Source organism: Parasphingorhabdus sp. (assembly GCF_048269865.1).
GTDB lineage: Bacteria > Pseudomonadota > Alphaproteobacteria > Sphingomonadales > Sphingomonadaceae > Parasphingorhabdus.
The window spans coordinates 38833-64683 of the sequence record NZ_JBLWUA010000008.1 but is presented as its reverse complement, the minus strand read 5'-3'; the positions used below and the strand labels follow the sequence as shown (position 1 = coordinate 64683).

The following is a 25851-nucleotide window of genomic DNA, read 5'->3' as shown; positions in this document are numbered from 1 at the left end:
CCCGTGAGGGAGAAGGATGCGAAGACTTGGCAATTTATTGCCTAGTTGCAGCTGGATGAGGGTGTACCGCTCCACCGTGCGTGCGAACCCCCTCATCCAACTCTGCCTAGCTTGCTTTGCAAGCAAGGCGCCGTATCCTTCTCCCCGCCGGGGAGAAGGTTTCTCAAGCAAACAGCCCATGCACATACCAGTCCGGATTCGCCTTCTCCTCGCCATAAAGCCCGTGCCGGAACAGCCAGTAGCGCCGGCCGCGAGCGTCCTCGACGCGGTAATAGTCGCGGGTCAGGCCGCCGTTGCCGGGCTGCTGCCCGTCGGTGCGCTGCCACCATTCCGAGGCGATCCGCTCCGGTCCTTCATAGCGGATCACCTGGTGGGTCTTGCGCCGCCAGGTGAAGCGGTGCGGCGGGCCGTCGGGAACCTCGGCGATCACCTGCACCCGCTGCGGCGGATCGAACATGTGCAAGGGCCGCAGCGGTGGTTCACCGGAAGGCTTTGTGTTCCACGGTACCGGCGCGGGCGCGCTGAGTGCGGGCAGGGCAAGCAGGCCCTGTTCGGGGATATGGCTGTCGGCGGGCGCAAATTTCTGTACCCGCTCGCGGCCCAGCCTGGTGCTGATCTGGCTGACCAGAGCGACTTGATCGCCTTGCCGGTCCTCACCGCCCGCGAGCCGCAATTGCTGCGGGGCCAGCGGTTCCGAAGCGGTGATGCTCAGCCGGATCAGATCATAGCCGAATCCCGGATTAAGCGCGTCGTTGAGCGCTTCGATCCGCTCACGCAACAGCCGTTTGAACAGCGCTCCATCGCGGGTCGGCGCACCGGTTTCCAGGCCCAGCCGCGCGATATCACCATCGCAGCGGAACAGCATCATCCGGATCATCCGCGCGCCCTGACCACGCTCGTTGAGCCGCTCGGCCGCTTCCGCGAACAGCTCCGACAGGCAGGTGAGCGCACCATCAATATGGGTCAGTGGCTCGGCAAAGCGGCGTTCGGTGACGATATTGCCGATCCGGCGCAGCGGATCAATCGGCCGGTCTTCCAGCCCGAGAATCCGGTCCAGCCGAAGCGTCAATTCCATCCCGAACCGCGCCGCGAGATTGGCGCGCGGGCGCTCGGCCAGATCACCAATCATGTACAGTCCGGCCCGTTCCAGCGCCTGGTGGGTCTTGTCGTCCATCGCCAGCGCCGCCACTGGCAGCTGTGCTTCCGCGCCCTCCTTCAGACCGTGTCTGGCCAGCGCCAGCGCGGCATCGGGCGTCCCGGCGAGCGCCCAGTGGCTGCTATAGCCCGCCGCATCCAGCCGGTCTTCGGCATCCTGCGCCAGCGCACTCTCGCTGGCATAGAAATGCGCTGCACCGCCGATGTCGAGAATCAGCGCATGCGGCGGCTCGACCGCCACCATCGGTGTGTAGCGCTCGCAGGCTTCGGCCAGCCGCGACAGCAGATCGGCATCGGCCAGCGGATCATGGTCAAAGGCGAGCAGATCCGGCACCCGCGCCCGGGCGTCGGCCAGCTTCATGCCCGACCCCAGACCCAGCGACACGGCCTGCCGGTCCGCCGCCATGATCACCATCGCGCCGCGAATCTTTGCGATTAGCGCAAACGGATGTTCAGGCGGCCCGAGTGCCCGGATGATCCGTTCGGACGGCAGCCAGGGCAGGAACAGCGCGAGGTTGCGGCGCGCTCTCTTCATTTGGCTGTTCGCGGAAGATTTGATCGTCACTATTCCACTCCAGTCGGGCGCTGAGCCCGTAAAGACCGCTGCGATGGCGCAGCAGGGTGATGTCAAAAGCACTGTGGCCCGGAGCATTGCCGGCGAGCGCGATCGAAGGCGCAGCGGCGACTTGCCAGCGACTGAAGGCTGCGGTCGGCAGAGGATTGTCGGCGTCGCTGCCCGAGCGCAGCAACAGGCTGAGCACGCCCGATTTTTGCGATGACAGCGACAGCCGTCTGGTCGCCGTCAGGTCGAGCCCCTTCGGTTTCTTGCCCGACAGTTCGACAATCACGGCAGCCATGGCCGGGGACCGCACACCATCGGCGGCCGCGCGCAGCACCGCGACGCTGTCCGGCGCATCGATGTGGATGATGGTGGAGGGATCCACCCCGAGCTCCGCCAGTCCCGGCGGATAGAGCCGGCCCTGCCGCCTGGCTTCGCCGCTTTCGCTGAGCCACAATATCGGCCTGTTATCGGGCTCCAGAGCCCGGCATCGTTGCGCGAGCAGCAGCGCCATTGCCGCTGCGCATGTCCGGTCGCTTTTATCCGCCGCATGCAATTCATGCAGCGCGGCGCAGGGCAGGCCATCGGCACCCGCATTGCCGCGCAGGGCCGCATCGATGCGCTCCGCCCCGAAGCTGAAATGGGACGGCCTGTTTTCATGCTCCTCCGCTTTCACGCCCGATGCAGCCAATATCTTCGCAAGCCGCGCTTTCAGCGCAGCTGTTTTCTGGCTACCCGGTTTCGGCGCCGCAGAAGGCTTAGCTGGTGGGTTCTGAAAAGAGCCACCTGGATCCGAATCGATATTGTTCATGGTTTGTTCTAAAATATAGAAGGGATGGATTTGGTCAAGCAGACTCGTCATCTTCAGGCAAATCCGCGGTCATCCTGGACTGGGCACGCAGACCGGTATTGCGATAAAATATAGCGGAATGAGCGGCTTATACCGGATTCACGATGCGTCGGCGCGCCCATATCAACAGCACGAACAGGATACATGCCGCGCCCACCCCAGCGGGAAAGAGAACCGTGGTCCATGAATAATTTTCCAGAGCGGCCACCACAAATCCGTTGCGCGCAGCCGAGATGGCAAAGAACGCGATATTCTCCTCTTCAGGCCGCTCATAGGCTTTGCGGATCGAAGGCCCGAAACCCAACAGATCAACGACCGTCAGCACGATCACTGCGGACAGCGCGGTGGAGGTGAAAAACCACAAGGGCAGCGCCGTCAGGGCAAGGGCAAGAAATAGCCAGTCCAGCTTCACAATCGACATATCCGGCGTTTTTGCCAGCGCCAGCAACACGACGCCGAATGTCAGCAGACCGGAAACCGCGATCGGCCACGCACCCACGCCCGCTCCGTCGGTCCATTGCGCGATCGCTACAATCAATGTGCCCGCTGCCCAGATCAGCCACGAAAAGACATGGGGCCGGGTCTTTTGCTGCCAGATCGACCGCAAATAGGGAATGAAGGCGACGAACGTCAGGACAAGCGCCAGTGCGGCGAACATTTCTTTATGGGGGCCGTCAAACATCATGCTTTTGATTATGCGATCGGAAAAGTGAATGCACTATCCTTCGTTTCACGCCACCGGCAACCGGTTGATGGGATGCCAGGCCCTGCATGTCGCAATGGCCATATTCTATCGCTGGCAACGCAAAGCTTGTCTTGCTTGGCAGATGCTGTGTGACCAAATGACCGTCAGCTGAAAAACAGCAGCATTGGTCAATGAGGGACGCTTGTGGCTGAACGACTTCGGACATGGATTGAGTCACCGGGTTTTCAATATGCGATCATGGCGGTGATCGTGATCAACGCGATTGTCATCGGGATGGAAACATCGCCTGTTCTGATGACGCGCTTCGGTATCATATTGGGCGCACTAGATAGCATCGCGATCGCCATTTTTGTGATCGAAATCCTGCTGAAGCTGTTCGTCTACCGGGCCGGTTTTTTCAAAAACAGCTGGAATATATTCGATTTTACCATCGTCACGATCGCCTTGCTACCGACGGGCGGAAGTCTTTCCATCCTCCGGGCGCTCAGAATATTGCGTGCCCTGAGACTGGTTTCGGCCATGCCAAAAATGCGCAAGGTGGTGCAGGGCCTGTTTGCCGCCATCCCGTCAATGGGAACGGTGATCATCTTGCTCGGCCTGATCTTCTATATCGCCGCCGTGATGGCAACAAAGCTGTTTGGCGACGCTTTTCCCGAGTGGTTCGGCTCGATAGGCTCTTCGCTTTATTCCCTGTTCCAGATCATGACTCTGGAGAGCTGGTCGATGGGCATCGTTCGTCCGATCATGGACGTCTATCCCTGGGCCTGGGCGTTTTTCATTCCCTTTGTTCTGGTCACCAGTTTTGTTGTTCTCAATCTGTTTATCGCGATCATCGTCAACGCGATGCACGAGGAAACGGACGAACAGCAGGCTGCTCAGAGAAACGAGATTCTGGAAGAAGTCCGGGCGCTGAGACAGGATTTGAACGCACTGCGGGCGGATCGATCGGCCGGCCCATGAAAAAAGCCGCTCCTGATTGAACAGGAGCGGCAGGGCGCACTTCAAAATTGTAAAAACGGTTTAGAAAAAACCCATCACAGCGGCCAGAATGACGATTGCAAGTACCATCGATATGGCAAGCACCAAGGTCATGTGCCGCGTCTTCAAGCCCTGACGGGCGCTGGTTTTATCCAACTGTTTTGTCATATAAATTATTCCTGATTTTTAACTGATAAAGGCAGATTACAAGCTGGCTGACAGCATCCAGGCTGCTTCTTCCAGCGCACCAATCCGCGAGGTCAGCAGATCTGCGGTGAAAACATCATCGGCATCTTCTGCGGTTTTCACAAATTCGCGCATCTGGTTTGCCACGGCAAGATTATCGCCTGCCAGCTGATTGAGCATGGCTTTTGCGTCGCCCCAGTTTACCTGATCGTCGATCACGCTATCGTTGACATAGGTGGACAGGCCCACCGGTGTTTCCGCGCCAAGCGCCCGGATCCGTTCGGCAATTTCGTCGACCGAAGCCGCAAGATCTTCATACTGGGCTTCCGTCAGCTTGTGGACGCTGACAAACAGCGGGCCGGTGACGTTCCAGTGTACCGACTGCGTCTTGTGATACAGCATATAGGTCGACGCCAGGGTCTTTCCCAGCTTCTCAGCCATGTCGGCCCGGTCAGCCTTTTTGATGTCGGTCTTCATTTCGCGAATGTCTGTGCTTTGAATAGTCATAAATTCCCTTTCTTTGTGGTGCGCTCAACGACCAGCAAAGGATCGGAGCGCGGTTCCTGTAAATAGTACACGCCTGCCGCCATTTGGTTCCTTGCAGATCGTGAAAAAGGGACGGCGCAAGGCCTCTTTCAGCCACCCTATAAGTAAAGCATCGGCTTGAAAGAATATGTCGCTGCCCCGTACAATAATGTCTCTGAACGGCTTGGTGATCCGAGTTTTTGCGGAACCAATTGCCCTTCCGACGCGTAGACTCTGTGTAACCTCTAACGAAAGGACAATAGAAATGACGAACATTTCAAACGCAAAAATAGCAATCCTTGCGACAGACGGTTTTGAGAAATCGGAGCTTTTTGAACCAAGAAAACAACTCATTGACGCGGGAGCCGACGTGACCGTCGTGTCTCTGGAATCCGGTGCGATCAAAAGCTGGGACCAGAAGGACTGGGGCGAAAGCATTGGTGTCGAAATGACCCTCGAAAATGCCAGCGAAAGTGATTTTGATGCGCTGGTTCTGCCCGGTGGCCAGATGAACCCCGACATTCTACGCGCTGAACCGAAGGCGGTTGATTTCGTGAAGTCGTTCTTTAACGCCGGCAAGCCGATCGCCGCAATTTGCCATGCCCCATGGCTGTTGATCGAAGCGGATCTGGTGAAAGGCCGCAAGATGACCGGTTACACCTCGATCAAGACCGATCTGATCAATGCCGGTGCACAATTTGAAGATAGCGAAGTGGTGGTCGACAACGGAATCATTACCTCGCGCAATCCCGGTGATCTGGACGCGTTCAGTGCCAAGATCATTGAGGAAGTGAGAGAGGGCATCCACAAACGGATGCAAAAAGCAGCCTGATCATGACAAGGGCTGGCTCTTTTAGGGCCAGCCTTTGTTTTTTCGGGCGCCGTACATGGTGCATTAATCGCACATCAGGCACGTTTTATCTTGCCCATGCGTCGGCTCGGCTCAATCGGCTTAACAAGTCGGAGCCCCGTTTTTTAGCCCGGACAATCTGCCGGCTAATCGCCATCTTGTATCCAAAGGAGTAATAATATGAAGAATTTTCTGACCCTCATGACTGGTGCCGCGTTGCTGGCCGCAACCCCTGCTGTAGCCCAGGAAGCTGCGCCGACCGTCACGGCCGAAGTCGGAATGAAGGTATATGGACCCAATGGCGGTGAAGTCGGAACAGTTGATTCGGTCAGCGAAGGCGCTGTTGTCGTCGACACGGGTGCCCACAAGGCTGCGCTTGGTACCAATGCTTTTGCGAAAGCAGAAAATGGCCTGTCGATCATGATGACCAAGGCTGATCTTGATGCCGCCGTTGAAAAAGCCGCAGCCGATGCGCAAGCCAAATTGCTGGCCAGCCTGACGCCAGGCACCGAAGTCAAATCGGTCACCGGCGCTGCGGTCATTGGGACCGTCAAGGAGAAGGACGAGCAATATGTCACCGTCGATCATGATGGCCAGCCGGTCAAGCTTCCGGTCGCCGCGTTCATGACCCAGCCCGACGGAGCGGTTGCCATCACGATGACCGAAGCCGAGTTTACGGCAGCGGTTAACGGCACCCAGGCCCCGGCCCCGACCGAGTAACGACTGCAATAAGGAATTCGGCTCAGGCCGCAGCGGGTCACATATTTGCTGCTGCTAGTCGGTGAATTTCAAACCCAGTTCGTACATTGAAATTGCAGCAAGGGCGGCCTCGCCGCCCTTGTTTTTGCGCGTCTTGTCGGCGCGCGCCAGCGCCTGCTCCTCATTTTCCGTGGTAATGATGCCATTGCCGATCGCCGCGCCGTCCATGGTCAGCGCCATGATGCCCCGCGCACTTTCACCAGCCACAATCTCAAAATGATAGGTCTCTCCACGGATCACCACGCCGATTGCGACAAAGCCGTCATAGCGTTCGCTGTCGATCGCCAGCGAAATCGCGCCGGGAATCTCGAGGGCGCCCGGTACCGTGATCACCTCATGCTCATGGCCGGCGGCTTTCAGCGCGTCGGTCGCCCCTTCAATTAGCATATCGTTCAGATGGTCGTAAAACCGCGCTTCGACGATCAGGAATTTTGCCATAGTTTGTTTCTCTTTCAAATTCGTCATCCTGAACTCGTTTCAGGATCTGGTGGGTTTGTCGCACGAGATCCTGAAACGAGTTCAGGATGACGGTTGATTATCGGGATGATGGGTGACTCACGCCGTCTCCAGTTCCTTGTTCGCCGCACTGCCATCGTCGGCCGGCACCGCCCGCTGCCCGATGATCCGCAGACCATAAGCATCGAGACCGACCAGATCATGGCTGGTATTGGTCAGCAATTCCATATCCTGAACACCCAGTTCGCTGAGGATCTGCGCGCCCACGCCATAGTCGCGCAGCTGGTCCATCGGCGGCGGTTTGCCACCGGCCAGGCTGAGCACCTGCCGCGAATAGAGATCGGGCACACGCGGGCTGATGAATACGATGACGCCCGCGCCTTCTTCACCGATGATCTTCATCGATTGCTGCAGCATATTGGCGCGGCCCGTGTCTTGACCGAACAGGTCGGCGAAGATCGCGGTTGCGTGCATCCGCACCAGCGTCGGCTTGTCCGGATCGACATGGCCTTTCTGCAGCACGATCTGTTCGCTCTCGGTCGCGGTGTTGTAGAAAGTGATCGCGTTCCACTCGCCACCCCAGCGGCTGGTGAAACGCGCTTCTTCGCGGCGCTCGGTCAGATGATCGTGACGCAGGCGATAGGCAATCAGGTCGCGGATCGTGCCGATCTTCATGCGATGATTCTGGGCAAATTCGATCAGGTCATCGAGCCGGGCCATCTCGCCGTCGTCCTTCATGATCTCGCAGATCACGCCCGAAGGGTTGAGGCCAGCCAGCCGCGAGACATCGACCGCCGCTTCGGTATGGCCAGCGCGGACCAGCACGCCGCCATTGCGCGCCTGCAGCGGGAAGACATGGCCAGGGGTGACAATCTCGTCCTTGCCCTTGGTCCGGTCAATCGCCACCGCCACGGTGCGCGCGCGGTCGGCAGCGCTGATCCCGGTGGTGACACCGTCGCGCGCTTCGATCGAGGTGGTGAAGGCGGTTTCATAGGCGCCGCGGTTATTCTGGCTCATCATGTCGAGGCCCAGCTCCTCGACCCGGTCGCGAGTCATCGCCAGACAGATCAGCCCGCGACCATATTTGGCCATGAAGTTGATCGCATCGGGCGTCGCCATCTGTGCCGGAATGATCAGGTCGCCCTCATTCTCCCGGTCCTCGTCATCGACCAGAATATACATCCGCCCGTTGCGCGCCTCGTTGATAATCTCTTCCGCCGTCGCCATCACGCTGCTGCCGCCGCGCGCCAGATAGGTCTCCAGCTTGCCCAGCGTTTCCGCCGTCGGATTCCAGTCTTCCTGGCCCAGACTGCGCAGGCTGTTCGCATGCAGACCGGCGGCCCGCGCCAGCCCAGCCCGGGTTTCCTTGCCGGACTCGATCAGTTCGATCAGTTGCTCGATCAGGATTTTGCTCATGGACTCGGCCTTTCAATGTGATATTGGATATTCGCTATCACATCATGATGTGATGCGTCTAGGGGCAATATCACATTGAGTTCACACGCTGTGCGATGATCTCGTCATCCTGAACTTGTTTCAGGACCCCGTCCCTCTAGCCATTATCTTCCGGTTTTGCCACCAGAGATCCTGAAACAAGTTCAGGATGACGACAAATCCTGCCGTATCCATTCGCCCTCAACCGGAACCTTTCCCTCTCCAATACGCTATCTCACAATGGCCAAAGCGAAACATTGGATCGAGCCGCACCCGCAGGGCATTTATGTGCGCCCTGCTGATATCTGGATCGATCCGTCCGTGCCCAAGAAGCAAGCCGTCGTCACCCATGGCCATGCCGATCATGCGCGCGGCGGGCATGGGGAGGTCTGGGCGACGCCGGAGACGCTGGCGATCATGGGGCTGCGCTATGGCACCGATGCGGGAACGCCGCTTGGCTATGGCAAGGGCTTTGAGCGCGGCGGCGTGCGCTTCAGTCTGCATTCGGCCGGCCATGTGCTGGGTTCGGCGCAGGTGCTGATGGAATATGACGGCGAGCGGGTAGTGGTCACCGGCGATTTCAAGCGGCGGCCCGATCCGACCTGCGCGCCGTTCGAGCCGGTGCCCTGCGATATTTTCATCACCGAGGCGACCTTTGGCCTGCCGGTGTTCAAACATCCGCCGATCAAAGGCGAGATCGACAAGATATTTGCCCGGCTGGACGCCGAGCCGGATCATAGCCTGCTGGTCGGTGCCTATGCGCTGGGCAAGGCGCAGCGAGTGATCGCAGAGCTGCGCCGCGCGGGCTGGGACCAGCCGATCTATCTGCACGGCGCTCAGGTCAGGATGTGCGAACTCTATGAAGAGCTCGGTGTGTCGCTCGGCGAATTGCGGCTGGTGATGGACACGCCAAAGGAAGAGATGCGTGGCCAGATCATCATCTGCCCGCCATCGGCGCTGATCGACAAGTGGAGCCGCCGGCTGCCCAACCCGGTCACCGCGATGGCCTCCGGCTGGATGCGGGTACGGGGAAGAGCACGGCAGCGCGGGGTCGAAATTCCGCTGGTGATCTCCGACCACGCCGACTGGGACGAGCTGACTGGCACGATCCGCGAGCTGGCGCCGAAGGAAACCTGGATCACCCATGGCAGCGAGGACGGCCTGCTGCGCTGGTGCGAGCTGCACCAGATCAAGGCGCGGGCGCTGGCAATGGTCGGGCGCGAAGACGGGGATGACGGCTGATGCGCCGCTTTGCCGCCCTGATCGACAGTCTGATCTACACGCGCTCACGCAACGCCAAGCTGGCGGCGATCGCGGCCTATCTGCGCGCGACGCCCGATCCCGATCGCGGCTGGGCGCTGGCGGCGCTCACCGACAGTATCGACTTCCCGGCGGTCAAGTCCGCTACCATCCGCAATCTCGCCGGGACAAGGATCGATCCGGAACTGTTCCGCCTGTCGCGCCACCATGTCGGCGATACCGCCGAGACCGTGGCGCTGATCTGGCCAGAAGCCGAGGACCGGGAACAGAGCGACCCGAGCGTTGACGAGGTCGTGCAGGCGCTGTCCGCCACCACGCGGGCCAGTGCGCCTGATGTCGTCGCTTCCCTGCTCGACGCCATGGATGCCAACAGCCGCTATGCGATGCTGAAACTGGCGCTGGGCGGAATGCGGGTCGGAGTGTCGGCACGGCTGGCCAAGACCGCTTTTGCGCAAGCGTTCGAGGTGCCGCTCGACGATGTCGAGGAACTGTGGCACGCGCTCGATCCCCCTTATGAAGCGCTGTTCCGCTGGGCGGAGGAGGGCGGCAAGCGGCCCGACCTGTCGACCACCCCCTTTTTCCGCCCGTTCATGCTGTCGCACCCGTTCGAGGGCGACAGCCTCGATCTCGGTGAATATGCCGTCGAGTGGAAATGGGACGGTATTCGGGTGGAAGCGGTGCATCTCGGCGGCGAGACCCGGCTCTACAGCCGCGGCGGCGACGATATCAGCGCGGCCTTTCCCGATGTGGTCGAGGCCTTTGACCGCGACGGGGTGATCGACGGCGAGCTATTGGTGCGCGGCACCGACCAGGGCGGCGAGGCGGCCAGCTTCAACGCGCTGCAGAAGCGGCTGGGCCGCAAGACCGTCTCGAAAAAGATGCGGCAGGAGTTTCCGGCCTTTGTCCGGATCTACGACCTGCTGATAGAAGGCGAGGAAGATCTGCGGATGCTGCCCTGGCACCAGCGGCGCGAGCGCCTCGAGACCTTTGTGCCGAAGCTCAATGCCGATCATTTTGACCTGTCGGCGGTGGTCGATGTCGATGACTTTGCCGCGCTGGAGACGATGCGCGCGGGCGCCCGCGATGCGGCGATCGAGGGCGTGATGCTGAAGCGCCGCGAAAGCCCCTATCTGGCGGGCCGGGTTACTGGTCACTGGTACAAGTGGAAGCGCGACCCGCTCAACGCCGACTGCGTGATGATGTACGCGCAGCGTGGCAATGGCCGCCGCGCCTCTTTTTATTCCGACTATACGTTCGGCTGCTGGACCGAGGACGGCGAATTGTTGCCGGTCGGCAAGGCCTATTCCGGCTTTACCGACGAGGAACTGAAATGGCTCGACCGCTTTGTCCGGCAGAATACGCTGAACCGCTTCGGCCCGGTGCGCGAGGTGGCAAAGTCGCTGGTGCTGGAAGTTGCGTTCGACTCGATCCACGAGAGCAAGCGCCACAAGTCCGGCCTCGCCATGCGCTTCCCGCGCATCCACCGCATCCGCAAGGACAAGCCAGCGGAAGAAGCAGACCGCATCGCGACCCTGCGGGGGATGATTTCCTGAGAGACCCCTCTCCCTTCAGGGAGTTTGCTTCTGCTTCGGGTAAAACATGCTCCCAGCATGTTTTAGAAACGATCTGGGGGATCGTTTCGACCTGAAGCCGAAGCAAACTGGACGCGCAGACTTGGCAGCTTGCTGCCTAGTCGCAGCTGGGTGAGGGTGTACTGAGGCTGCGGTGGTACAATTGCCCACCGGCAGAACACCCTCATCCAACTCCATCTAGCCGCCTCCGCTGAAGCTCCGGCAGCAAGATTACGTATCCTTCTCCCTCACGGGAGAAGGATTTAGTCCTCCAACAACCCCGCATCCCGATACGTCTCATTCAGCGCATCATGGAAATGCGCCACGCGAAGTTCCTGATCGCTGAGCCAGGCGCGGTCGAAGCCGCTTGACCGGGCGCCGGCCTGGACCCGGGCGAGGAGGCTGATGTCCTGATCTATGGTGTCGGTCATGCTCTTGTCGCCAGACAATATTGCGCCATAGTCAAAACAGTCGCGGGTCACACGGCCTTCGATGATTTCACTATTGCCACTCGCGCCGTGCATCGTCTGCTTATGCTCCGATGCACCGCCGAGCGCCGGATCGGGGTTGAGCTGCAGCGTCCACTTGTCGAGAAAGGATTTTGACGGATCATCGGGGTGCGGACGCGAGCGCATCATCCACAGGCCTTCCGGCGAACCGGACAGGATGATGTTCGGGAACAGATTATATTGAAACACGGTGGTCAGCTGTTCGTCGGACAGCGCCGAATAATCATAGCCGTTCTTGCCGCTCTGCTCGCGCTTGGCCTTGGTGATCGCCGCCGGAATCTCCGCCACCCGGCCGACAAATTCGCTGGCATCCATGCCGAGCGCGGTCAGCTGCATTTCCTGATAGTCGGTCGGCTTGTCCGGCACCGGATAACGGCTGTCGGTGACGAAGCCCGGCACGTACAGGCCGGTATGGCCCTGTTCGAACAGCTCGTCCGTGGCACCGGGGCAGTCGACGAACCGTTTGTGCTGCGGATGGATATGATCGACATGATAAAGTTCGGAGAAATTGTCGATCATCGCCTTCCAGTTGCAGTCGACGCTGACCGTCTGGTCCTCGATCAGGTCCATCTTTGCAATCTGGTAGGGCGCTGCCCGCTCCACCATCTTGCCGAGAAACTCGTTCAGTGGCTCGGCATCCGGATCCATATTGATAAACACAAATCCCTGCCACGTTTCCAGCCGGACCGGCTTCAGCCGGAGGCGGTCGGCGGGCAGGCCCTCGGCAAAACTGTCTGGATCGGGCGCGCCGCGCAGCTTGCCGTCGAGATTGAAGCACCAGGCATGATAGGGGCAGGTGATCAGTGGCGTTCGACTGATACCCTCTTCCAGCAGCCGCGTGCCGCGATGGGTGCAGGCATTGTGATAGCCGTGAAGCGCGCCGTCACTGGCGCGGGCAATGATGATCGAGTCATGGCCGATATCAAAGGTGACGGTGCTCTTCGGTTGCTCGAGATCGCTTGCCAGCGCCGCCAGCAGCCATGACTTGCGCCAGATCTGATCACTCTCGACCTGCGCGTGTCGCGGATCATGATAGCGATCGCCATCGATCGGCACGGACGTCACTTCGCTTGCCTTGAGCATGGCACCGTCTCCCAACATTGTCTTTTTGTCAGGCTAGGCCTTTGCCGGCGTTCTAGGCAGTAGCACTTTTACCAGCGCCGGGCGGCTGGCGTGGGCAGCGGACCGACCGTTATCGCGTCGAGCGTTTTCCCGGCCACATGCGGCGGAACGTATTGTCCTTGACCACATAGTGATGGAATAGCGCCGCCAGGGCGTGCAGACCGATCAGGAAATAGCCGATCGTAGCGATCGTTTCGTGCACTTCCTTGATCTGTCCGGCCAGCGCCTTGTCTGGCGCGATCAGCGCGGGGAGCTCGAGTCCGAAGAACGGGATGGTCGCGTCGGCCGCGCTGAGGATGGCCCAGCCCAGCAGCGGCATTGCCAGCATGAAAACATAGAGGCCGATATGCGTGATTTTGGCGAGCAGGACTTGCCACGCTGGTGGTTCCGGCTTGATCGGCGGTTTCGCCGTCAGCAGCCGGGCCACGATCCGGATGATCACCAGCGCCAGCACCGACAGGCCCAGCATAAAATGCCAGGTCTTCAGATCGGCGCGAATGTCACTGCCCTTGGGGAAGGATTCGTGCAGCAGGATACAGCTATAGACCGCGATGATCAGCAGCAGCATCACCCAATGCAGAAAGATGGAAAGCGAGGCGTAGCGGGCGGGTGTTTCTGACATATTCTTTCTCTCCCTTTCCATGCGGTCCAGTCGGCGCATGTTACCGGCAGCCGCTATTGGCTTATAGTCCGGTAATATACTGACAGGTCCGCGCCATAGCATGGTTGCTGACAGCGCTGCCACTCTTCTGAATGACCAACGGTCCCGCGATTGTGGTCAAAGGAAATCCCGAAGCGTCTTCACAAACAGATCGAACTGGTCATGGTGCAGCCAGTGACCCGCCTGCTGAAATTCCTTCACCGTCACATTGTCACCGAAATATTGCATCCGGCCGTCTTTTTCCGGATTGCTGGCCCAGCTGTCGGCACCATAGTGGAGCTGTGTCGGACAGCTGATATCGCGCCACAATTGCTGAATCGCCTCCTGGCTGAGATCGATGCTGTCCCAGTGCTGGACATAGGGATCGAATTTCCAGCTGTAGCTGCCGTCCTCGTTGCGGATCACCGCATGGGTGGTCAGATGCCGGGCCTGTTCGTCGGACAGATGCTGGTTGGCTTCCTGCATCCGCTTCAGCGCATCATCAAAGGTCGGATAGCGTTTCACTTGCCGGCCAGCGGCCTTCCGCTTTTCCTCGATCGAATTGCGGACTCGTTGCAGGGGGCCGATTTTCTCACGCTCGGCCAGCATTTCCGGGCTCGGGCCCATCCCCTCGATGGCGACCAGCTTGCGCACTGTATCGGGATAAAGGCCGGTGTAGCGCATCGCGATATTGCCGCCCATGCTGTGCGCGACGATGGTGACGGGCGACAGATCGAGCTGATGGATCAGCTGCGCCAGATCGGTGACCATCGCCATCGGCGCATAATTGCCGTCGGTGCTCCACTGGCTGTCGCCATGACCGCGGATGTCAGGGCAGATGATATGCCAGTCGTCACGCAATGCCTGCGCTGTCCAGTCCCAGTTGCGGCAATGATCCTTGCCGCCGTGCAGCAGTATCAGCGGTGGCTTCTCCTCATTGCCCCAGTCGGCATAGTGCAGGCGAAGCCGCTGGGAGAAATAGCTGTGCGAGGCGGGGCCGATCAGGGTCATGGGCGATTCCGTTGCAGAAAGTGAGATTTGTTTCCTGCCTGTAATGGTGCGGACCGGTTTCGACAAGACATTGGTCAGGCGCGGGTCCGGCGGTTGAGTGGCTGCCCCGGAACGCCTCCCCGAAATCCGGCCTTTTTTATCAATTTCCAATAATTGTTTGACAGATCGCGCCGCACATCCCTAATTACAAATGCGAATCATTATCAATAGCAATAACAACAGGGGCGCATCTATGAAATCGAACTTCCGGCGGCGGGGCATGGCAATCACCAGCAGTTTTCTGGCCTTGAGCCTGTCCCAGGCCGCGCTTGCTGCTGACGCGGGTGAGGCTGGTTTTGTTGACGATAATACGATCACGGTGACCGCGACCCGCGCACCGGTCGAAGTGGTGGATGCTCCCGCCACCGTGACGGTCATCGATCAGGAGCAGATCGCCGATGAAATGGCGACCGATGTGCGGGACATCGTGCGCTTTGAACCGGGCGTGACGGTACGCCGGGCCCCGGCGCGCTTTGGTGCAGCCCTCGGCACAACCGGCCGCGCGGGCAATGAAGATTTCAACATTCGCGGCATCGGCGGCAACCGGGTACTGATCCAGGTCGATGGCATCCGCTCTCCCCAGGGCTTCACCTTTGGCGCGCAGGAAGTGGGGCGCGGCAATGCCACCGATGTCGGGCTGATCAAGTCGGTCGAAATCCTGCGCGGTCCTGCTTCGGCGCTCTACGGCAGCGATGGGCTGTCCGGCGCCGTCAGCTTCATTACCTCGGATCCGGTCGACTTTATCAGTGACGGCAACAGTGTCGGCGGCTTTGCCCGGGCACAATATAGCTCGGCGGATGAGGAATTTTCCGAAACCGTGGCGCTGGCGGGCCGGGCCGGAGACTTTTCGGCGATGCTGGCCTATTCGCGCCGGGATTTTCAAGAACTCGATAACCGAGGCACGATCGACACCGAAGATGAAACCCGCACCACGCCCAATCCGCAGGAGGGGGATTCCAATGCCTTTCTCGGCAAGATTGTCTGGAACAGTGGCACGCATAAAGTGCGTCTGACCGGCGAATATCTGGAGCGGGACCTGTTCTCTGATGTGTTGTCCGGTCGCGGCCCGGTGTTTCTGTTTGGCCCGACGCCGAGCTGGATCGTCGACCGTGTAACCGCACAGGACCGGACCAAACGCGTACGGGCCTCAATCGATTATACCTATGATGCCGGCGAAGAGGGGTCCGGATTCATCGACTATGCCCATCTCGCCGCCTATTGGCAGGATGGCAAGGACCGTCAATTTGCGCTGGAAGAGCGCACACCAATAGGCTCAACCCCGCGCCCCGACCGGGAACGGCTGAACACCTTTGACAATGAAGCATTCGGCGCTGTCGCCGATTTCCGGACCGCCTTCCAGACCGGCTCGGTAAAACACACGCTGACGTTCGGCGGCGATATCAGCAAGACCACGCAGCAAGGCCTGCGCGACGGCACCGAACCCCCGGCCGGCGAGGTTTTCCCGGCCCGCGCCTTTCCGAAGACCGATTTCACCCTCGGCGGCTTCTATATTGGAGACGCGATCGAGTTTGGCGACGGCCTGGTGACGCTCTATCCGGCCCTTCGCTACGATTTTTATGATCTCGACCCAACCGATGATCCGCTGCTTCCCGGATTCACGCCGAGCGGGCAGGACGGTTCGAAACTCTCGCCCAAACTGGGCGCGGTGGTTCGGCTCGGCGATGTCCGTCTGTTCGGTAATTATGCCCGCGGCTTCCGGGCGCCGACGCCTAGCCAGGTCAATAATTTCTTCGAAAATCTCGCCTACGGCTATTCGTCTCTGGCCAACCCGGACCTGGGACCCGAAACCAGTGACAGTTTCGAGGCCGGTATCCGCTATGCCGCCGATGGAGTCAGCCTGACGTTGACGGCATTCACAGCCGATTATGACGACTTTATCAGTCAGGAACAGGTGTCCGGCAGCTTCACGCCGTCCGACCCGGCGCTCTATCAGTTCGTCAATCTGGACAGCGTGACGGTCAAAGGCGTCGAGGCGAAAGCCAGCTATGAAGCGGACAACGGTTTCCGGGCGCGCTTCGCCATTGCCTTCGCCGACGGCACGGTCAAGTCGCCGAACAGTCCGCCGACATCGCTGTCGACGATCGACCCGCTCAATGCGATCCTGGGCGTGGGCTATCGGGAACCGAGCGGTGCCTTCGGCGGCGAGCTGATCGTCAGCTATAATGCCCGCAAGGAAGCCAATGAGACCGTCGGCGTCTGCTCGGCCGCGTGCTTCCGTCCGCAAGAATCCACAATTCTCGACGCGACCACTTTCGTCCGGATCACCGAATATGCGAAAATCCGCGCGGGAATCTTCAATATCACCAACCAGAAATACGCGCTGTGGAGCGACGTCAGGGGATTGGCGGCGACGTCCCCGATCACCGACGCTTTCACCCAGCCGGGGCGCAACGCCAGCGTTTCGCTGAGCCTTTCATTCTAACTAAAAGGGGAGAAATACCAATGCATATCAACTGGAAAACACGGATCGGTGCCGCTCTGCTGGCTCTGGCCATGGCGACATCACCGGCGCTGGCTGCCACCGATCAGCAGCAGAGCGCCTCAGCCAACGAGCAGGCGTCCTTCGAACAGGACCGGGCCGATATATTGGCAATGGCCGGGGATTATAAAGTCCGCTTCGACATGACAGAAACGACGCCCTGGCGCGACGATTACAAGCCAATTGACGCCAAGATTGCCGGCGGCCACGAAAGCGTCCGGGTGATCAAGGATACCGGCCGGGAAATCGTCCTGCAGCACCTTCTGGTCGCTGAGTATGAGGGTAACATCTTTGTCATCAAGCACTGGCGGCAGGACTGGACCTATGAACCGGCGAAGGTGCTGGTGTACAAAGAGGCCGGGACATGGGTGAACCGCGATGTACCTGCAGCGGAGCGGAATGGTGTCTGGTCGCAAACCGTCTGGCAGGTCGATGACAGTCCGCGCTATGGCGGCCTGGGCAAATGGGAGACGGTCAACGGTGTTCGCCGCTGGACCAGCGACATGACCGCCCGGCCAATGGCTCGGCGCGATGCAGTGCGCCATCCCGTCTATGATCATTATCAGGGGATCAATCGCCACCAGCCGACGCCTGACGGCTGGATCCACTGGCAGGACAATACAAAGATGAAGACGGCCGCCGGCAAGGCCGTGCCCTATGTCCAGGAATCGGTGCTCAATACCTATAAGAAGTTCGACGGCTATAAGGTCAGCGCGGCGGACGACTATTGGGCGAAAACCAAAGGCTATTGGCAGCAGGTGCGCGACGCCTGGGATGGGGTGATCGCGGCCAGTGGCGGCGTGACGGTCGAAGAGGAAGCGGAGAACGGAACCGTGATCAGCGCCCGGCTGCTGACAATTGGCACCGAGCTCTCGGAAGGCAAACTGACCGAAGCGGATGCGGTGAAGGAAGCGCGCGCGTTAATTCAAGGCGCCACGCTCGCGCAATCCGGCCATTCGGCTGCGTCGGCGGGGTCCGGTCCGGCGGACTATTGATGGCAGAGCAGGTATCGGCCCTGGTGCGGTCGCTGGCGGCGAGACCCGTTCTCGCCGCCATGCCGGCGGCTCAGGTCCGGATCATCGTCGCTCTGCGGCTGACAATATTGGCGTCGCCGAAAAAGCAGAATCCGGCACCCTGTCTGGCCCGACAACTGGGCGACGATGCGGCAGCGGTCTATTTTACGGATATCATCGAGACGATGAGCGATTGCTGGCCCGATCCGATCACGGTCCACCGCCCCTGCTGCCGCGAGACTAGCTATGATGAAATATTGCTGGTCGACCTGATCACCGCTGTGGTGCAAGGGCAGACCGGACCGTTTCATGCGCTGCTCGGGGAAATGATCGCTCCAGCCGACCGCATGCAGCTGTATCGCAATATTGAAAGATTTGTCAGCCGCTTCACGCGGCGAGGAAGATGTGAGTGAACAAAGTCAAAACCCGAAACCTGCTGATCCTGGCGCATCTGTTTCTCGCCTCCTTTCTGGCCCCGTCTTTCCTGATGGTCGGCGTCACCGGTGCGCTCGACCTGGCGGGCGTCGAACCATCGATTGAAGATAGCGATATCCTCTTGCCGTCAGATACAAGGCTGGATCCGGACAGCCCGACGCTGAAGCAGGATATCGAGGCCATTCTGGCCGCCCGGAATATCCATCTGGATATTGAAAGCGTCCGCAGCCGCGATGGCAGGATGACCACGCGGCCGACCTCGCGGACCTTTGTTCGAATCAACCAGACGCCGGACGGATTGCAGGCCTCGCTGCACAAGCCCGGCCTGCAATATGCTCTGATGGAATTGCACAAGGGCCACGGCCCCGCCATTTTCAAAACCTACCAGATCATCGCTGGCATCGTCCTGTTTCTGGTCATTGTCGGTGGCCTGATCGTCGGATTGATGGCCAAGGCCTATCGCCGCAAGACCCTTGGGGCCTTGGCGCTGGGAACCGGAGCCTTTCTGCTTCTGGGCTTTGTCCTCTGATCCCGGACTGACGGGCTAGGCCAGAGCCACACCCTCGATCGTGATCCGGTTGAGATAGCGGCGATGGCCCTGATAGTCGTTCAGGGCGTAATGCCAGGTCGCCCGGTTATCCCACATGGCCAGATCGCCCTCGCGCCATTTGTGGCGGTGGTGGAAGCGGTCTTGTCCGATATGGTCATATAGCTGTTGCAGCAGGGCCTTGCTCTCGTCTGGCTCCATGCCAACGATTTCCAGCGTGAAGCCGGGATTGACATATAGCCCCTTGGCGCCCGATTCCGGGTGGGTCAGCACCACCGGATGGACGGCGGTCTGCCCGGCCCGATCGGCGTTGGTATAGCGGTCGCCCACTGCCTTGCGATATTTGCTTTCCTCACCAAAAATATGGGCATTGCCGTGGCGTGCTTTCAGATCCTTGATCCGGTTCTTCATATCATCATCCAGCGCTTCATAGGCCGCTGCCATTCCGGCAAACAGGGTGTCGCCACCGGTTGGCGGAATGTCCAGCGCGTAGAGGATCGAACCCATGGCCGGTGCCTGGTCATAGCTGTGGTCGGTATGCCAGCCGCCACCGATATTGAGCTTCTGGTCGGGCTCCTTGAGCACTTCGGCAATCTCCGGATAGCCCGGCCGCCCCTGGAAAAAGCGGTTGATGTCAATCGATCCCCAGCGCTTGGCAAAGCGCACATGTTGTTCGGGGGTCAGCGTCTGGTCGCGGAAGAACAGAGCGCCATGGTCAAAAAAGGCAGCGCGGATATCGGCAAATTCCTGGTCACTCAGGTCGTTGACATCGACATCCTCGACTGTTGCACCCACTGCCTCGCTGGCTCTGGTAATCCGCATTTCGTTCTCCTGTTAATCCGTCTCACTGTGGGGCGGAATTTATGTTAGTGTAGCAGCGGATCTGGTTTTTAGGAGTCCTCTCATGGCTGACAAAAATGCTAAGATGTCGCTCAACCGTCGCCAGTTGCTCGCGGCCTCTGCCGCCACCGGTTTTGCGGTCACAACCGGACCGGCCACCGCGGCCGATGCTACGCCCGACCTGACCGGCAAGGCCGTGCTGATCACCGGCTGTTCTTCCGGTTTCGGCTATCTGGGTGCGATACTCTATGCCGAACAGGGTGCGAAAGTGTTCGCCACGATGCGCAATCTCCCGCGTCCCGAAGCGGCGGCGCTGGCAAAGACCGCAGCAGACGAGAATCTGGACATTACCATATTGGAGCTCGATGTCCTGTCGGATGAGTCCGTGGCCCAGGCGGTTGCCGAGGCCGAACGGCTCAACGGTGGTGCGCTCGATGTCGTCATCAACAATGCCGGGATCGGTACCGGCGCGCCGGTCGAGCTGCAGGACCTGGCGATGATGCAGCGGCTGTTCGACACCAATGTGATGGGCTACCAGCGGGTGGCCCGTGCCGCGCTGCCAAAAATGCGCGCGCAAAAATCCGGACTGATCGTCAATGTCTCTTCCCAGCTCGGGCGGGTGATGGTGCCCGGCATGGGGCTGTACAGTTCAACCAAATTCGCGGTGGAATCGATGAGCGAGCAAATGGCCTATGAACTGGTTCCGCACGGCGTCGATGTGACGATCGTGCAGCCGGGCGGCTATCCGACGAAGATCTGGGAAAATGGCAATGAATATACCGCCGCCATGCTGGAAGCCGCCGATGAGGAGCGCAAGGCCGCCTATCAGGCGCTGGTCGACGGCGCGCTGCGCAACAGCGGCGGCTCCACCGATCCGAAAGATGTGCCGCGCGCGATTGCCGCGGTGATCGCGATGGCACCCGGCAAACGGCCACTGCGCCTGCCGGTCCATCCGGGCCGGAAGCCACAGCTGGCAATCAACAGGGTCAGCGCCGAAACACAGGTGGCGATGCTCGGCAACTCGCCCTTTGGTCCCTGGGTCAAGGATGTAAACGGGCGGGCCTAGGCTTGCGGCAATGTGCTCCGCACTCGATGCGGAGCTCTGGCGGCTACAGACCTGCTCGCCCGGCAAAGCTCCGCATTAGGTGCGGAGCACAGGCGCTTCAGACCGCGCGCTTCACCAGCAGCAGCGGCGTCAGAAAGACAAGATTGCGCATCGCGGTCACGCCGGTTAGCATCCGGTAACGGAGGAGAGTGATATGCGTTTGATTTCGGCAAGCATGGCTTTGGCACTGGCGGCCTGTGCACCGGTAGCGCAGGATTCCCCTGCAGCTTCGGCGGCGCCGGACAGCAATAACGTGGACGTACTGGACAGCATCTCCAATCTGGTCGACGACGAGATCCCCGAGCAGTTCGACTGGCAGCAAAATTTTCCCAGCTGGTATGCCGCGGTCGAGCCCTATCAGATCATGGGAACCGGAAAGAGCGGCATCTATTTTGTCGGTACCGAGGGGCTCGGCATGTTCTTCATCCCGACCAGCGCCGGTCATATCGTGATCGACGGCGGCATGCCGGGCGAGGGCCAATATGTTGCCGACGCGATCCGCAAGCTTGGTTTTGATCCGCAAGACGTGAAAATCCTGCTCAACAGCCACGCCCATCTCGATCATAGCGGCGGCCTTGCCGAGCTGAAGGCGCTGACCGATGCGCAGCTGATCGCCAGTGAAGGCGACCGCTCGGCGCTGGAAGGCGGCTTTTATCTGGGATCGGAAGATGACAGCGCGATGAACGCTCCGCCGGTCAAGGTCGATCGGACGATTGCCGACGGCGAGACGATCACGCTCGGCGATGTCACGCTGACCGCTCATATCACGCCGGGCCACAGCCGCGGCTGCACCAGCTGGACGATCCCGGTCGTGCAGGGCGGGGAAACCTATCAGGCGCTGGTCTTCTGCTCCGCCACGGTTGCCGCCAACCGGCTGGTCGGGCCACCGCAATATGAGGGGATTGTCGATGACTATCGCAAGACGTTCGCCAAGACCAAAGACTGGAAGCCCGATATTTTCCTGACCAACCATCCCGAATTTTCCGGCATGGCCAACAAGCGCGAACGGCAGAAAGCGGGCGATCCGCTGGCCTTTGTCGACCGCGAGGGCTTCCCGGCGATGATGGCGAAGCTGGAACAGGCCTTCGAAGCCGCGCTGCAAAAGCAGACGCTGAAATATAACGCAATCATGGCCAATTGAGGGGGTCGAGATGGCACAGGCCAGGCAATTGATCGAGCGGTTCTGGGAGATCCAGAATGACCATGACTATAGCAAGCTGATCCCGCTGTTCGCTGATGATGCGGTGTTCGAGGATCCGGCAATCGGCCGCGTGGAGGGGATAGAAGCGATCAGCGCCCTGCTGCACCGTCTCACCAGGGAACTGGCCGACAAGAAGATGCATTTTGAAGTGCTGGAAATCGCCGGCGATGAACAGGTCGCCTGGTCGCGCTGGCTGTGGAAAAGACCGGACGGCGATATCGAGGGCGTTGGCCTGTATAAAGTCCGCGATGGCAAGCTGATCTACTACCGCGACTGTTACGCAGTTCCGCCAACTGGCTGACTGCAGCGATAATATATGGTTATAGACCGCAACAATATTACGCAATGGCGCCTGTGAGACCGGAAAAAGGCGGACTTTGTTTACACCCGGCCTGACCTGTGCAACCTTGTTCCCCCAGAAACAGGAGCAATCGATGCAGGCGAAACGGGACAAGCGGAATTTTCGATTGGCCCTCGGCGCTGCTGTGACAGCCCTTCTGACCTTGTCAGCGTCCGCGCACGCGACGTTGACCGACCCCCCGGACCCGGACGATGATATCGTCGTCAATGGTATCCAGACGACGAAAGCCGCCATCGCCGATTTTATCAAGAACACGATTGCGCCACCCAAGGGCGGGCGGCATCAGGGGCAATATGCCCGGTTTGCCAGCCCGATCTGTCCGAAAGTGACGGGTCTGTCGAAAGCCAATATTGCGCAAGTCGAAGAGCGCATGCGCGGTGTTGCGCTGGCCGCCGACATGACCGTTGCGGCCGAGGGGTGCAAACCGAACATCTTTGTCATGGTAGTCGCGGACGGTAGTGAAGCGATATCCCTCCTCCGCAAGAAAAACCCTCGGGTATTTGGCGCTCTTTCATTGCCTGAAAGAGCGCGGATCGCGGATCAGGGCGGTCCGGCTTATGGCTGGAAACGGGTTCAGGAATCATCCGCCGAAAATGGCGCGCTGTTCAATTCTGATGATGCGGTTGTTCTGCCCGGCGATGCACAGGAAAAAACCGAGGTTGCGACGCTAAATTCGCACGTGAAGTCGCGGATTAAGCGCACGGTGCAGCAATCGATGACCCACTCTTTCCTGTTGCTGGAGCGGGACGCGCTGGTCGATCTGACCACCGTCCAGATCGCCGATTATGCGGCGATGCGGTCCTATATTGATACCAGCGACGGTGACGCGCAGAGTCCGCCACCCTTTTCAATATTGGCGCTGTTCGAGGACCAGGGCGCGAACGTGCCGGAGTCGGTCAGTGAAATGGACCTGATCTTGCTGAGTTCGCTCTATCATTCCCCGGCGGATGTATCGGCATCAATGCAGAGCGCGGCGATGCTGAACCGGATCCAGAAGGAGTTGACCAGCGAGAAGGGCGACTGAGCGGTTCTGCCGGCTAGCCTTTCTTTCGTATCCTTGTTGCCTTAAGTGCACATGGGCCTCACCGCTGGCCGAACCGGGTTCCAATCAACCTTCGTCGATCCACTCGCTTTTCAGCGGCTTGGCGGCCAGCGCCATCAGCGCGGCTGCGATGAGATAGAAGATCAGCGAGTATAACATCGAATAGCGCAGCCCGTCTTCGCCATAGATCGGCGTGAGAAAGTCGGACAGCGCGCCAAGGAAAAATATCCCGCCGCCAATGCCGATCAGATTGTTGATCAGCAGAAACAGCGCCGAGGCAGTGGCCCTTGAATCGGCTGGCACCAGATGCTGGACCGCCGACAAGACCGGGCCCAGCCAGAAATAGGCCAGGGCCTGCGGGATCAGGAAGAGGATGAAGGCGAGGGTGGCGGAGCCGCTCATGATCCCGGCGGCAAACAGCGGCACCGCCAGCAGGAAGGCGGCTGCCGGAACCAGTCCGTAAGCCGCCTTGTTCGTCTTGCCGAGCCAGTCGCCAATCATGCCGCCGCCGAGCACACCGGCAACGCCGCCGATCAGCAAGATGGCTCCGAAAAACAGCGAGGTGTCGATCAGGCTGAGACCAAAGCTGCGCTGCAGCAGGCTGGGCAACCAGAAGGCAATGCCATAGCCCAGCATCGAGCTGGAGGCCGCGCCAAAGGCCAGAAGCCAGAATGCTTTCTTTCTCGCCAGCAGCCGCACCGTGCCCTTGAAACTATAGGGCACCACAGGCTGATCGGCAGGCACCGGTTGTTTCACCTTGTCCCGGACGAAATATTTGAAGAAGGGCGCGATGATCAGCCCGGCCAGCCCGACCACGAAAAAGGCCAGACGCCAGTCGACGGTCGCGGCAATATAGCCGCCGGCGATGACGCCTGTGGCAGAGCCGAGCGGGATGCCGAGAGAATAGATCGCCAGCGCCCGCGCGCGCTTCTCGCTCGGGAAATGGTCGGCGATGACGGCATAGGAAGGGGCGACGCCCCCGGCCTCGCCGATACCGACGCCGAGGCGCGCGAGAAAGATCGACCAGAAGCCCTGGGCCAGGCCGGTGATCGCAGTGAATCCGCTCCAGATCGCCAGCGAAATGGTGATCACCCAACTGCGGTTGGTCTTGTCCGCCAGCCAGGCCAGCGGCACGGCCAGGGTCGAATAGAGCAGGGCAAAGGCGATGCCGCCGAGCAGCCCCATCTGGGTGTCGCTCAACCCGAGATCCGCCTGGATCGGTCCCGCCAGGATCGCCAGGATCTGGCGATCGACAAAATTGAAAATATAGACGAGCAGCAACATGCCCAGCGCGATATTTGGTGAGGTGACTTTCGCAGCTTTGGGCTCTGTCATTCAGCTTTCCAGTGAGGCAAGAAAGGCGTGGATCGCGTCGAGGGCTTCCGGTTCGTCCAGCATCGGCGCATGGCCGCGGTCCGGAATTTCGACGGCGGTAAAATCCTGTGGGTGGCGGCGCTGCATTTCAGCGACGGTTCGCGCCGACAGAATATCCGACATCGCCCCCCGGATCGAAAGCACCGGGATCGCGGCCAGCAGGTCCCACACCGGCCAAAGGTCGGCTGGCGCGACATTGGCACTGTCTCCGGAGAATCCGGCCGAGATCGCCGGATCATAGGCCGGCTGGATCCGTCCATCGGGTAGCGCCGTGCTGGTGTGCCGGGCGAATTGCATCCAGAAACTGTCGTCGACGCCGACAAAGGCATCGCCGTTGATTCGCTTGCAATGGGCTGCAGCAGCGTCCCAATCTTCGAACGGTTCCCCGGCACCGACATAGCTCTGGATCCGGTCGAGGCCGCTTTGTTCCACATCCGGGCCGATATCATTCAGGATCAGGCCGCTTGCCCGGTCCGGCGTCGCCGCAGCCATGAGCATCGCGATCAGCCCGCCCATCGACGTGCCAATCAGTCCGGCCTTCGGGATCGACAGGTCATCCAGCAGCTTGAACATATCGGCTGCATAGACGGCGGGGTTATAATGGTCCGGCTGCGGATCATAATCTGACCGCCCGCGTCCGCGCTGATCGGGAACGATCAGTTGATATTGTCCCGCCAGATGGTCGGCAAGCGCTTCAAAATCGCCGCTATTGCGGGTGAGGCCGTGCATCAGCAGCAGCGGCTGACCCTCGCCGCCGTATACACGGGCGTAGAGGGTCAGCCGGTCGTCTGCGCTGCGATAGGCATGGTCGGCATATTTCATG

26 protein-coding genes are annotated in these 25851 nt (G+C 60.1%); 13 read left to right on the top strand and 13 right to left on the bottom strand.

The genetic code is table 11. From position 1 onward, the window contains the following. Nucleotides 1-163: 163 nt before the first annotated feature. The 3 genes from ACN0WW_RS11905 to ACN0WW_RS11895 all read right to left on the bottom strand — a co-directional run bounded on the left by ACN0WW_RS11905 (nucleotide 164) and on the right by ACN0WW_RS11895 (nucleotide 3249). Entirely contained in the window at nucleotides 164-1690 is a 1527-nt protein-coding gene (locus ACN0WW_RS11905; RefSeq protein ID WP_417612741.1) for a Y-family DNA polymerase, read from the bottom strand. After that, nucleotides 1608-2525, bottom strand: a complete 918-nt coding sequence (locus ACN0WW_RS11900; protein ID WP_417612739.1) for an ImuA family protein — start codon at nucleotides 2523-2525, stop codon at nucleotides 1608-1610. Before ACN0WW_RS11900 ends, ACN0WW_RS11905 begins: the two co-directional genes overlap by 83 nt. A 127-nt stretch (nucleotides 2526-2652) precedes the next feature. Then, entirely contained in the window at nucleotides 2653-3249 is a 597-nt protein-coding gene (locus tag ACN0WW_RS11895) for a hypothetical protein (RefSeq protein ID WP_417612737.1), read from the bottom strand. A 204-nt stretch (nucleotides 3250-3453) separates the two neighbouring features. Here ACN0WW_RS11895 and ACN0WW_RS11890 point away from each other — a divergent pair, with 204 nt between their 5' ends. After that, a complete protein-coding gene (locus tag ACN0WW_RS11890) occupies nucleotides 3454-4230 on the top strand; it encodes an ion transporter (protein ID WP_417612735.1) in 777 nt (258 codons plus the stop codon). Between the two features lie 60 nt (nucleotides 4231-4290). On the opposite strand, the gene ACN0WW_RS11885 is transcribed toward ACN0WW_RS11890, so the two are convergent. Both ACN0WW_RS11885 and ACN0WW_RS11880 read right to left on the bottom strand, forming a co-directional pair. Further along, nucleotides 4291-4416: a hypothetical protein gene (locus ACN0WW_RS11885; protein WP_417612733.1), complete on the bottom strand. Its 126-nt coding sequence runs from the start codon at nucleotides 4414-4416 to the stop codon at nucleotides 4291-4293. A 36-nt stretch (nucleotides 4417-4452) separates the two neighbouring features. Continuing rightward, nucleotides 4453-4941 carry a Dps family protein gene (locus ACN0WW_RS11880; RefSeq protein ID WP_417612731.1) on the bottom strand — a complete coding sequence of 163 codons (489 nt, stop codon included), beginning with the start codon at nucleotides 4939-4941 and terminating at the stop codon, nucleotides 4453-4455. Nucleotides 4942-5224: 283 nt separating this feature from the next. On the opposite strand from ACN0WW_RS11880, the gene ACN0WW_RS11875 reads away from it, so the two are divergent. Beyond that, nucleotides 5225-5791: a type 1 glutamine amidotransferase domain-containing protein gene (locus ACN0WW_RS11875; protein WP_417612729.1), complete on the top strand. Its 567-nt coding sequence runs from the start codon at nucleotides 5225-5227 to the stop codon at nucleotides 5789-5791. Between the two features lie 198 nt (nucleotides 5792-5989). Then, nucleotides 5990-6529: a hypothetical protein gene (locus ACN0WW_RS11870; RefSeq protein ID WP_417612727.1), complete on the top strand. Its 540-nt coding sequence runs from the start codon at nucleotides 5990-5992 to the stop codon at nucleotides 6527-6529. A 54-nt stretch (nucleotides 6530-6583) separates the two neighbouring features. On the opposite strand, the gene ribH is transcribed toward ACN0WW_RS11870, so the two are convergent. Together ribH and ribB are read right to left on the bottom strand one after the other, a co-directional pair. Continuing rightward, nucleotides 6584-7006, bottom strand: coding sequence for a 6,7-dimethyl-8-ribityllumazine synthase (gene ribH, locus ACN0WW_RS11865; protein WP_417613061.1), 423 nt, complete (start codon nucleotides 7004-7006; stop codon nucleotides 6584-6586). A gap of 117 nt (nucleotides 7007-7123) precedes the next feature. Continuing rightward, nucleotides 7124-8440 (bottom strand): 3,4-dihydroxy-2-butanone-4-phosphate synthase, encoded by a 1317-nt coding sequence (gene ribB, locus ACN0WW_RS11860; RefSeq protein ID WP_417612725.1) that lies wholly within the window; start codon nucleotides 8438-8440, stop codon nucleotides 7124-7126. Nucleotides 8441-8698: 258 nt separating this feature from the next. Between ribB and ACN0WW_RS11855 the strand changes: the two genes are divergently transcribed. Further along, entirely contained in the window at nucleotides 8699-9700 is a 1002-nt protein-coding gene (locus ACN0WW_RS11855; RefSeq protein WP_417612723.1) for a ligase-associated DNA damage response exonuclease, read from the top strand. Beyond that, complete coding sequence (locus ACN0WW_RS11850; protein WP_417612721.1) at nucleotides 9700-11271, top strand: cisplatin damage response ATP-dependent DNA ligase; 1572 nt, start codon at nucleotides 9700-9702, stop codon at nucleotides 11269-11271. Before ACN0WW_RS11855 ends, ACN0WW_RS11850 begins: the two co-directional genes overlap by 1 nt. Before the next feature lie 281 nt (nucleotides 11272-11552). Here the strand turns inward: ACN0WW_RS11850 and ACN0WW_RS11845 are convergent, their stop codons facing one another. The 3 genes from ACN0WW_RS11845 to ACN0WW_RS11835 form a co-directional block, all read right to left on the bottom strand. Beyond that, nucleotides 11553-12881, bottom strand: a complete 1329-nt coding sequence (locus ACN0WW_RS11845) for an aromatic ring-hydroxylating oxygenase subunit alpha (protein WP_417612719.1) — start codon at nucleotides 12879-12881, stop codon at nucleotides 11553-11555. Between the two features lie 109 nt (nucleotides 12882-12990). After that, nucleotides 12991-13542: a cytochrome b gene (locus ACN0WW_RS11840; RefSeq protein WP_417612717.1), complete on the bottom strand. Its 552-nt coding sequence runs from the start codon at nucleotides 13540-13542 to the stop codon at nucleotides 12991-12993. Nucleotides 13543-13698: 156 nt separating this feature from the next. After that, nucleotides 13699-14571 carry an alpha/beta fold hydrolase gene (locus ACN0WW_RS11835; RefSeq protein ID WP_417612715.1) on the bottom strand — a complete coding sequence of 291 codons (873 nt, stop codon included), beginning with the start codon at nucleotides 14569-14571 and terminating at the stop codon, nucleotides 13699-13701. A gap of 232 nt (nucleotides 14572-14803) precedes the next feature. Here ACN0WW_RS11835 and ACN0WW_RS11830 point away from each other — a divergent pair, with 232 nt between their 5' ends. Genes ACN0WW_RS11830 through ACN0WW_RS11815 form a run of 4 tightly spaced genes read left to right on the top strand, consistent with a single transcriptional unit; the run spans nucleotide 14804 to nucleotide 19087 of the window. Beyond that, on the top strand, nucleotides 14804-17053 hold the full coding sequence (locus ACN0WW_RS11830) for a TonB-dependent hemoglobin/transferrin/lactoferrin family receptor (RefSeq protein WP_417612713.1): 2250 nt from the start codon (nucleotides 14804-14806) through the stop codon (nucleotides 17051-17053). A gap of 20 nt (nucleotides 17054-17073) precedes the next feature. Continuing rightward, a complete protein-coding gene (locus ACN0WW_RS11825) occupies nucleotides 17074-18105 on the top strand; it encodes a DUF6607 family protein (protein ID WP_417612711.1) in 1032 nt (343 codons plus the stop codon). Continuing rightward, a complete protein-coding gene (locus ACN0WW_RS11820) occupies nucleotides 18105-18536 on the top strand; it encodes a hypothetical protein (RefSeq protein ID WP_417612709.1) in 432 nt (143 codons plus the stop codon). Before ACN0WW_RS11825 ends, ACN0WW_RS11820 begins: the two co-directional genes overlap by 1 nt. Then, nucleotides 18533-19087: a hypothetical protein gene (locus ACN0WW_RS11815; protein ID WP_417612707.1), complete on the top strand. Its 555-nt coding sequence runs from the start codon at nucleotides 18533-18535 to the stop codon at nucleotides 19085-19087. Before ACN0WW_RS11820 ends, ACN0WW_RS11815 begins: the two co-directional genes overlap by 4 nt. A gap of 15 nt (nucleotides 19088-19102) precedes the next feature. Here the strand turns inward: ACN0WW_RS11815 and ACN0WW_RS11810 are convergent, their stop codons facing one another. Next, nucleotides 19103-19927, bottom strand: a complete 825-nt coding sequence (locus ACN0WW_RS11810) for a TauD/TfdA dioxygenase family protein (protein ID WP_417612705.1) — start codon at nucleotides 19925-19927, stop codon at nucleotides 19103-19105. Nucleotides 19928-20009: 82 nt separating this feature from the next. On the opposite strand from ACN0WW_RS11810, the gene ACN0WW_RS11805 reads away from it, so the two are divergent. The 4 genes from ACN0WW_RS11805 (at nucleotide 20010) to ACN0WW_RS11790 (ending at nucleotide 23636) form a co-directional block, all read left to right on the top strand. Then, nucleotides 20010-21011, top strand: coding sequence for an SDR family oxidoreductase (locus tag ACN0WW_RS11805; RefSeq protein WP_417612703.1), 1002 nt, complete (start codon nucleotides 20010-20012; stop codon nucleotides 21009-21011). A gap of 193 nt (nucleotides 21012-21204) precedes the next feature. Continuing rightward, complete coding sequence (bla, locus tag ACN0WW_RS11800; protein ID WP_417612701.1) at nucleotides 21205-22191, top strand: subclass B3 metallo-beta-lactamase; 987 nt, start codon at nucleotides 21205-21207, stop codon at nucleotides 22189-22191. A gap of 10 nt (nucleotides 22192-22201) precedes the next feature. Then, nucleotides 22202-22552: a nuclear transport factor 2 family protein gene (locus ACN0WW_RS11795; RefSeq protein ID WP_417612699.1), complete on the top strand. Its 351-nt coding sequence runs from the start codon at nucleotides 22202-22204 to the stop codon at nucleotides 22550-22552. Nucleotides 22553-22685: 133 nt separating this feature from the next. After that, nucleotides 22686-23636 carry a hypothetical protein gene (locus ACN0WW_RS11790; RefSeq protein ID WP_417612697.1) on the top strand — a complete coding sequence of 317 codons (951 nt, stop codon included), beginning with the start codon at nucleotides 22686-22688 and terminating at the stop codon, nucleotides 23634-23636. Nucleotides 23637-23720: 84 nt separating this feature from the next. Here ACN0WW_RS11790 and ACN0WW_RS11785 read toward each other — a convergent pair whose 3' ends face one another. Both ACN0WW_RS11785 and ACN0WW_RS11780 read right to left on the bottom strand, forming a co-directional pair. Beyond that, entirely contained in the window at nucleotides 23721-24989 is a 1269-nt protein-coding gene (locus ACN0WW_RS11785) for a spinster family MFS transporter (protein ID WP_417612695.1), read from the bottom strand. Beyond that, the gene (locus ACN0WW_RS11780) at nucleotides 24990-25850 is read right to left on the bottom strand and encodes an alpha/beta fold hydrolase (protein WP_417612693.1); all 861 of its coding nucleotides are present in this window, start codon (nucleotides 25848-25850) and stop codon (nucleotides 24990-24992) included. It lies immediately after the preceding gene. Nucleotide 25851: the final 1 nt, after the last annotated feature.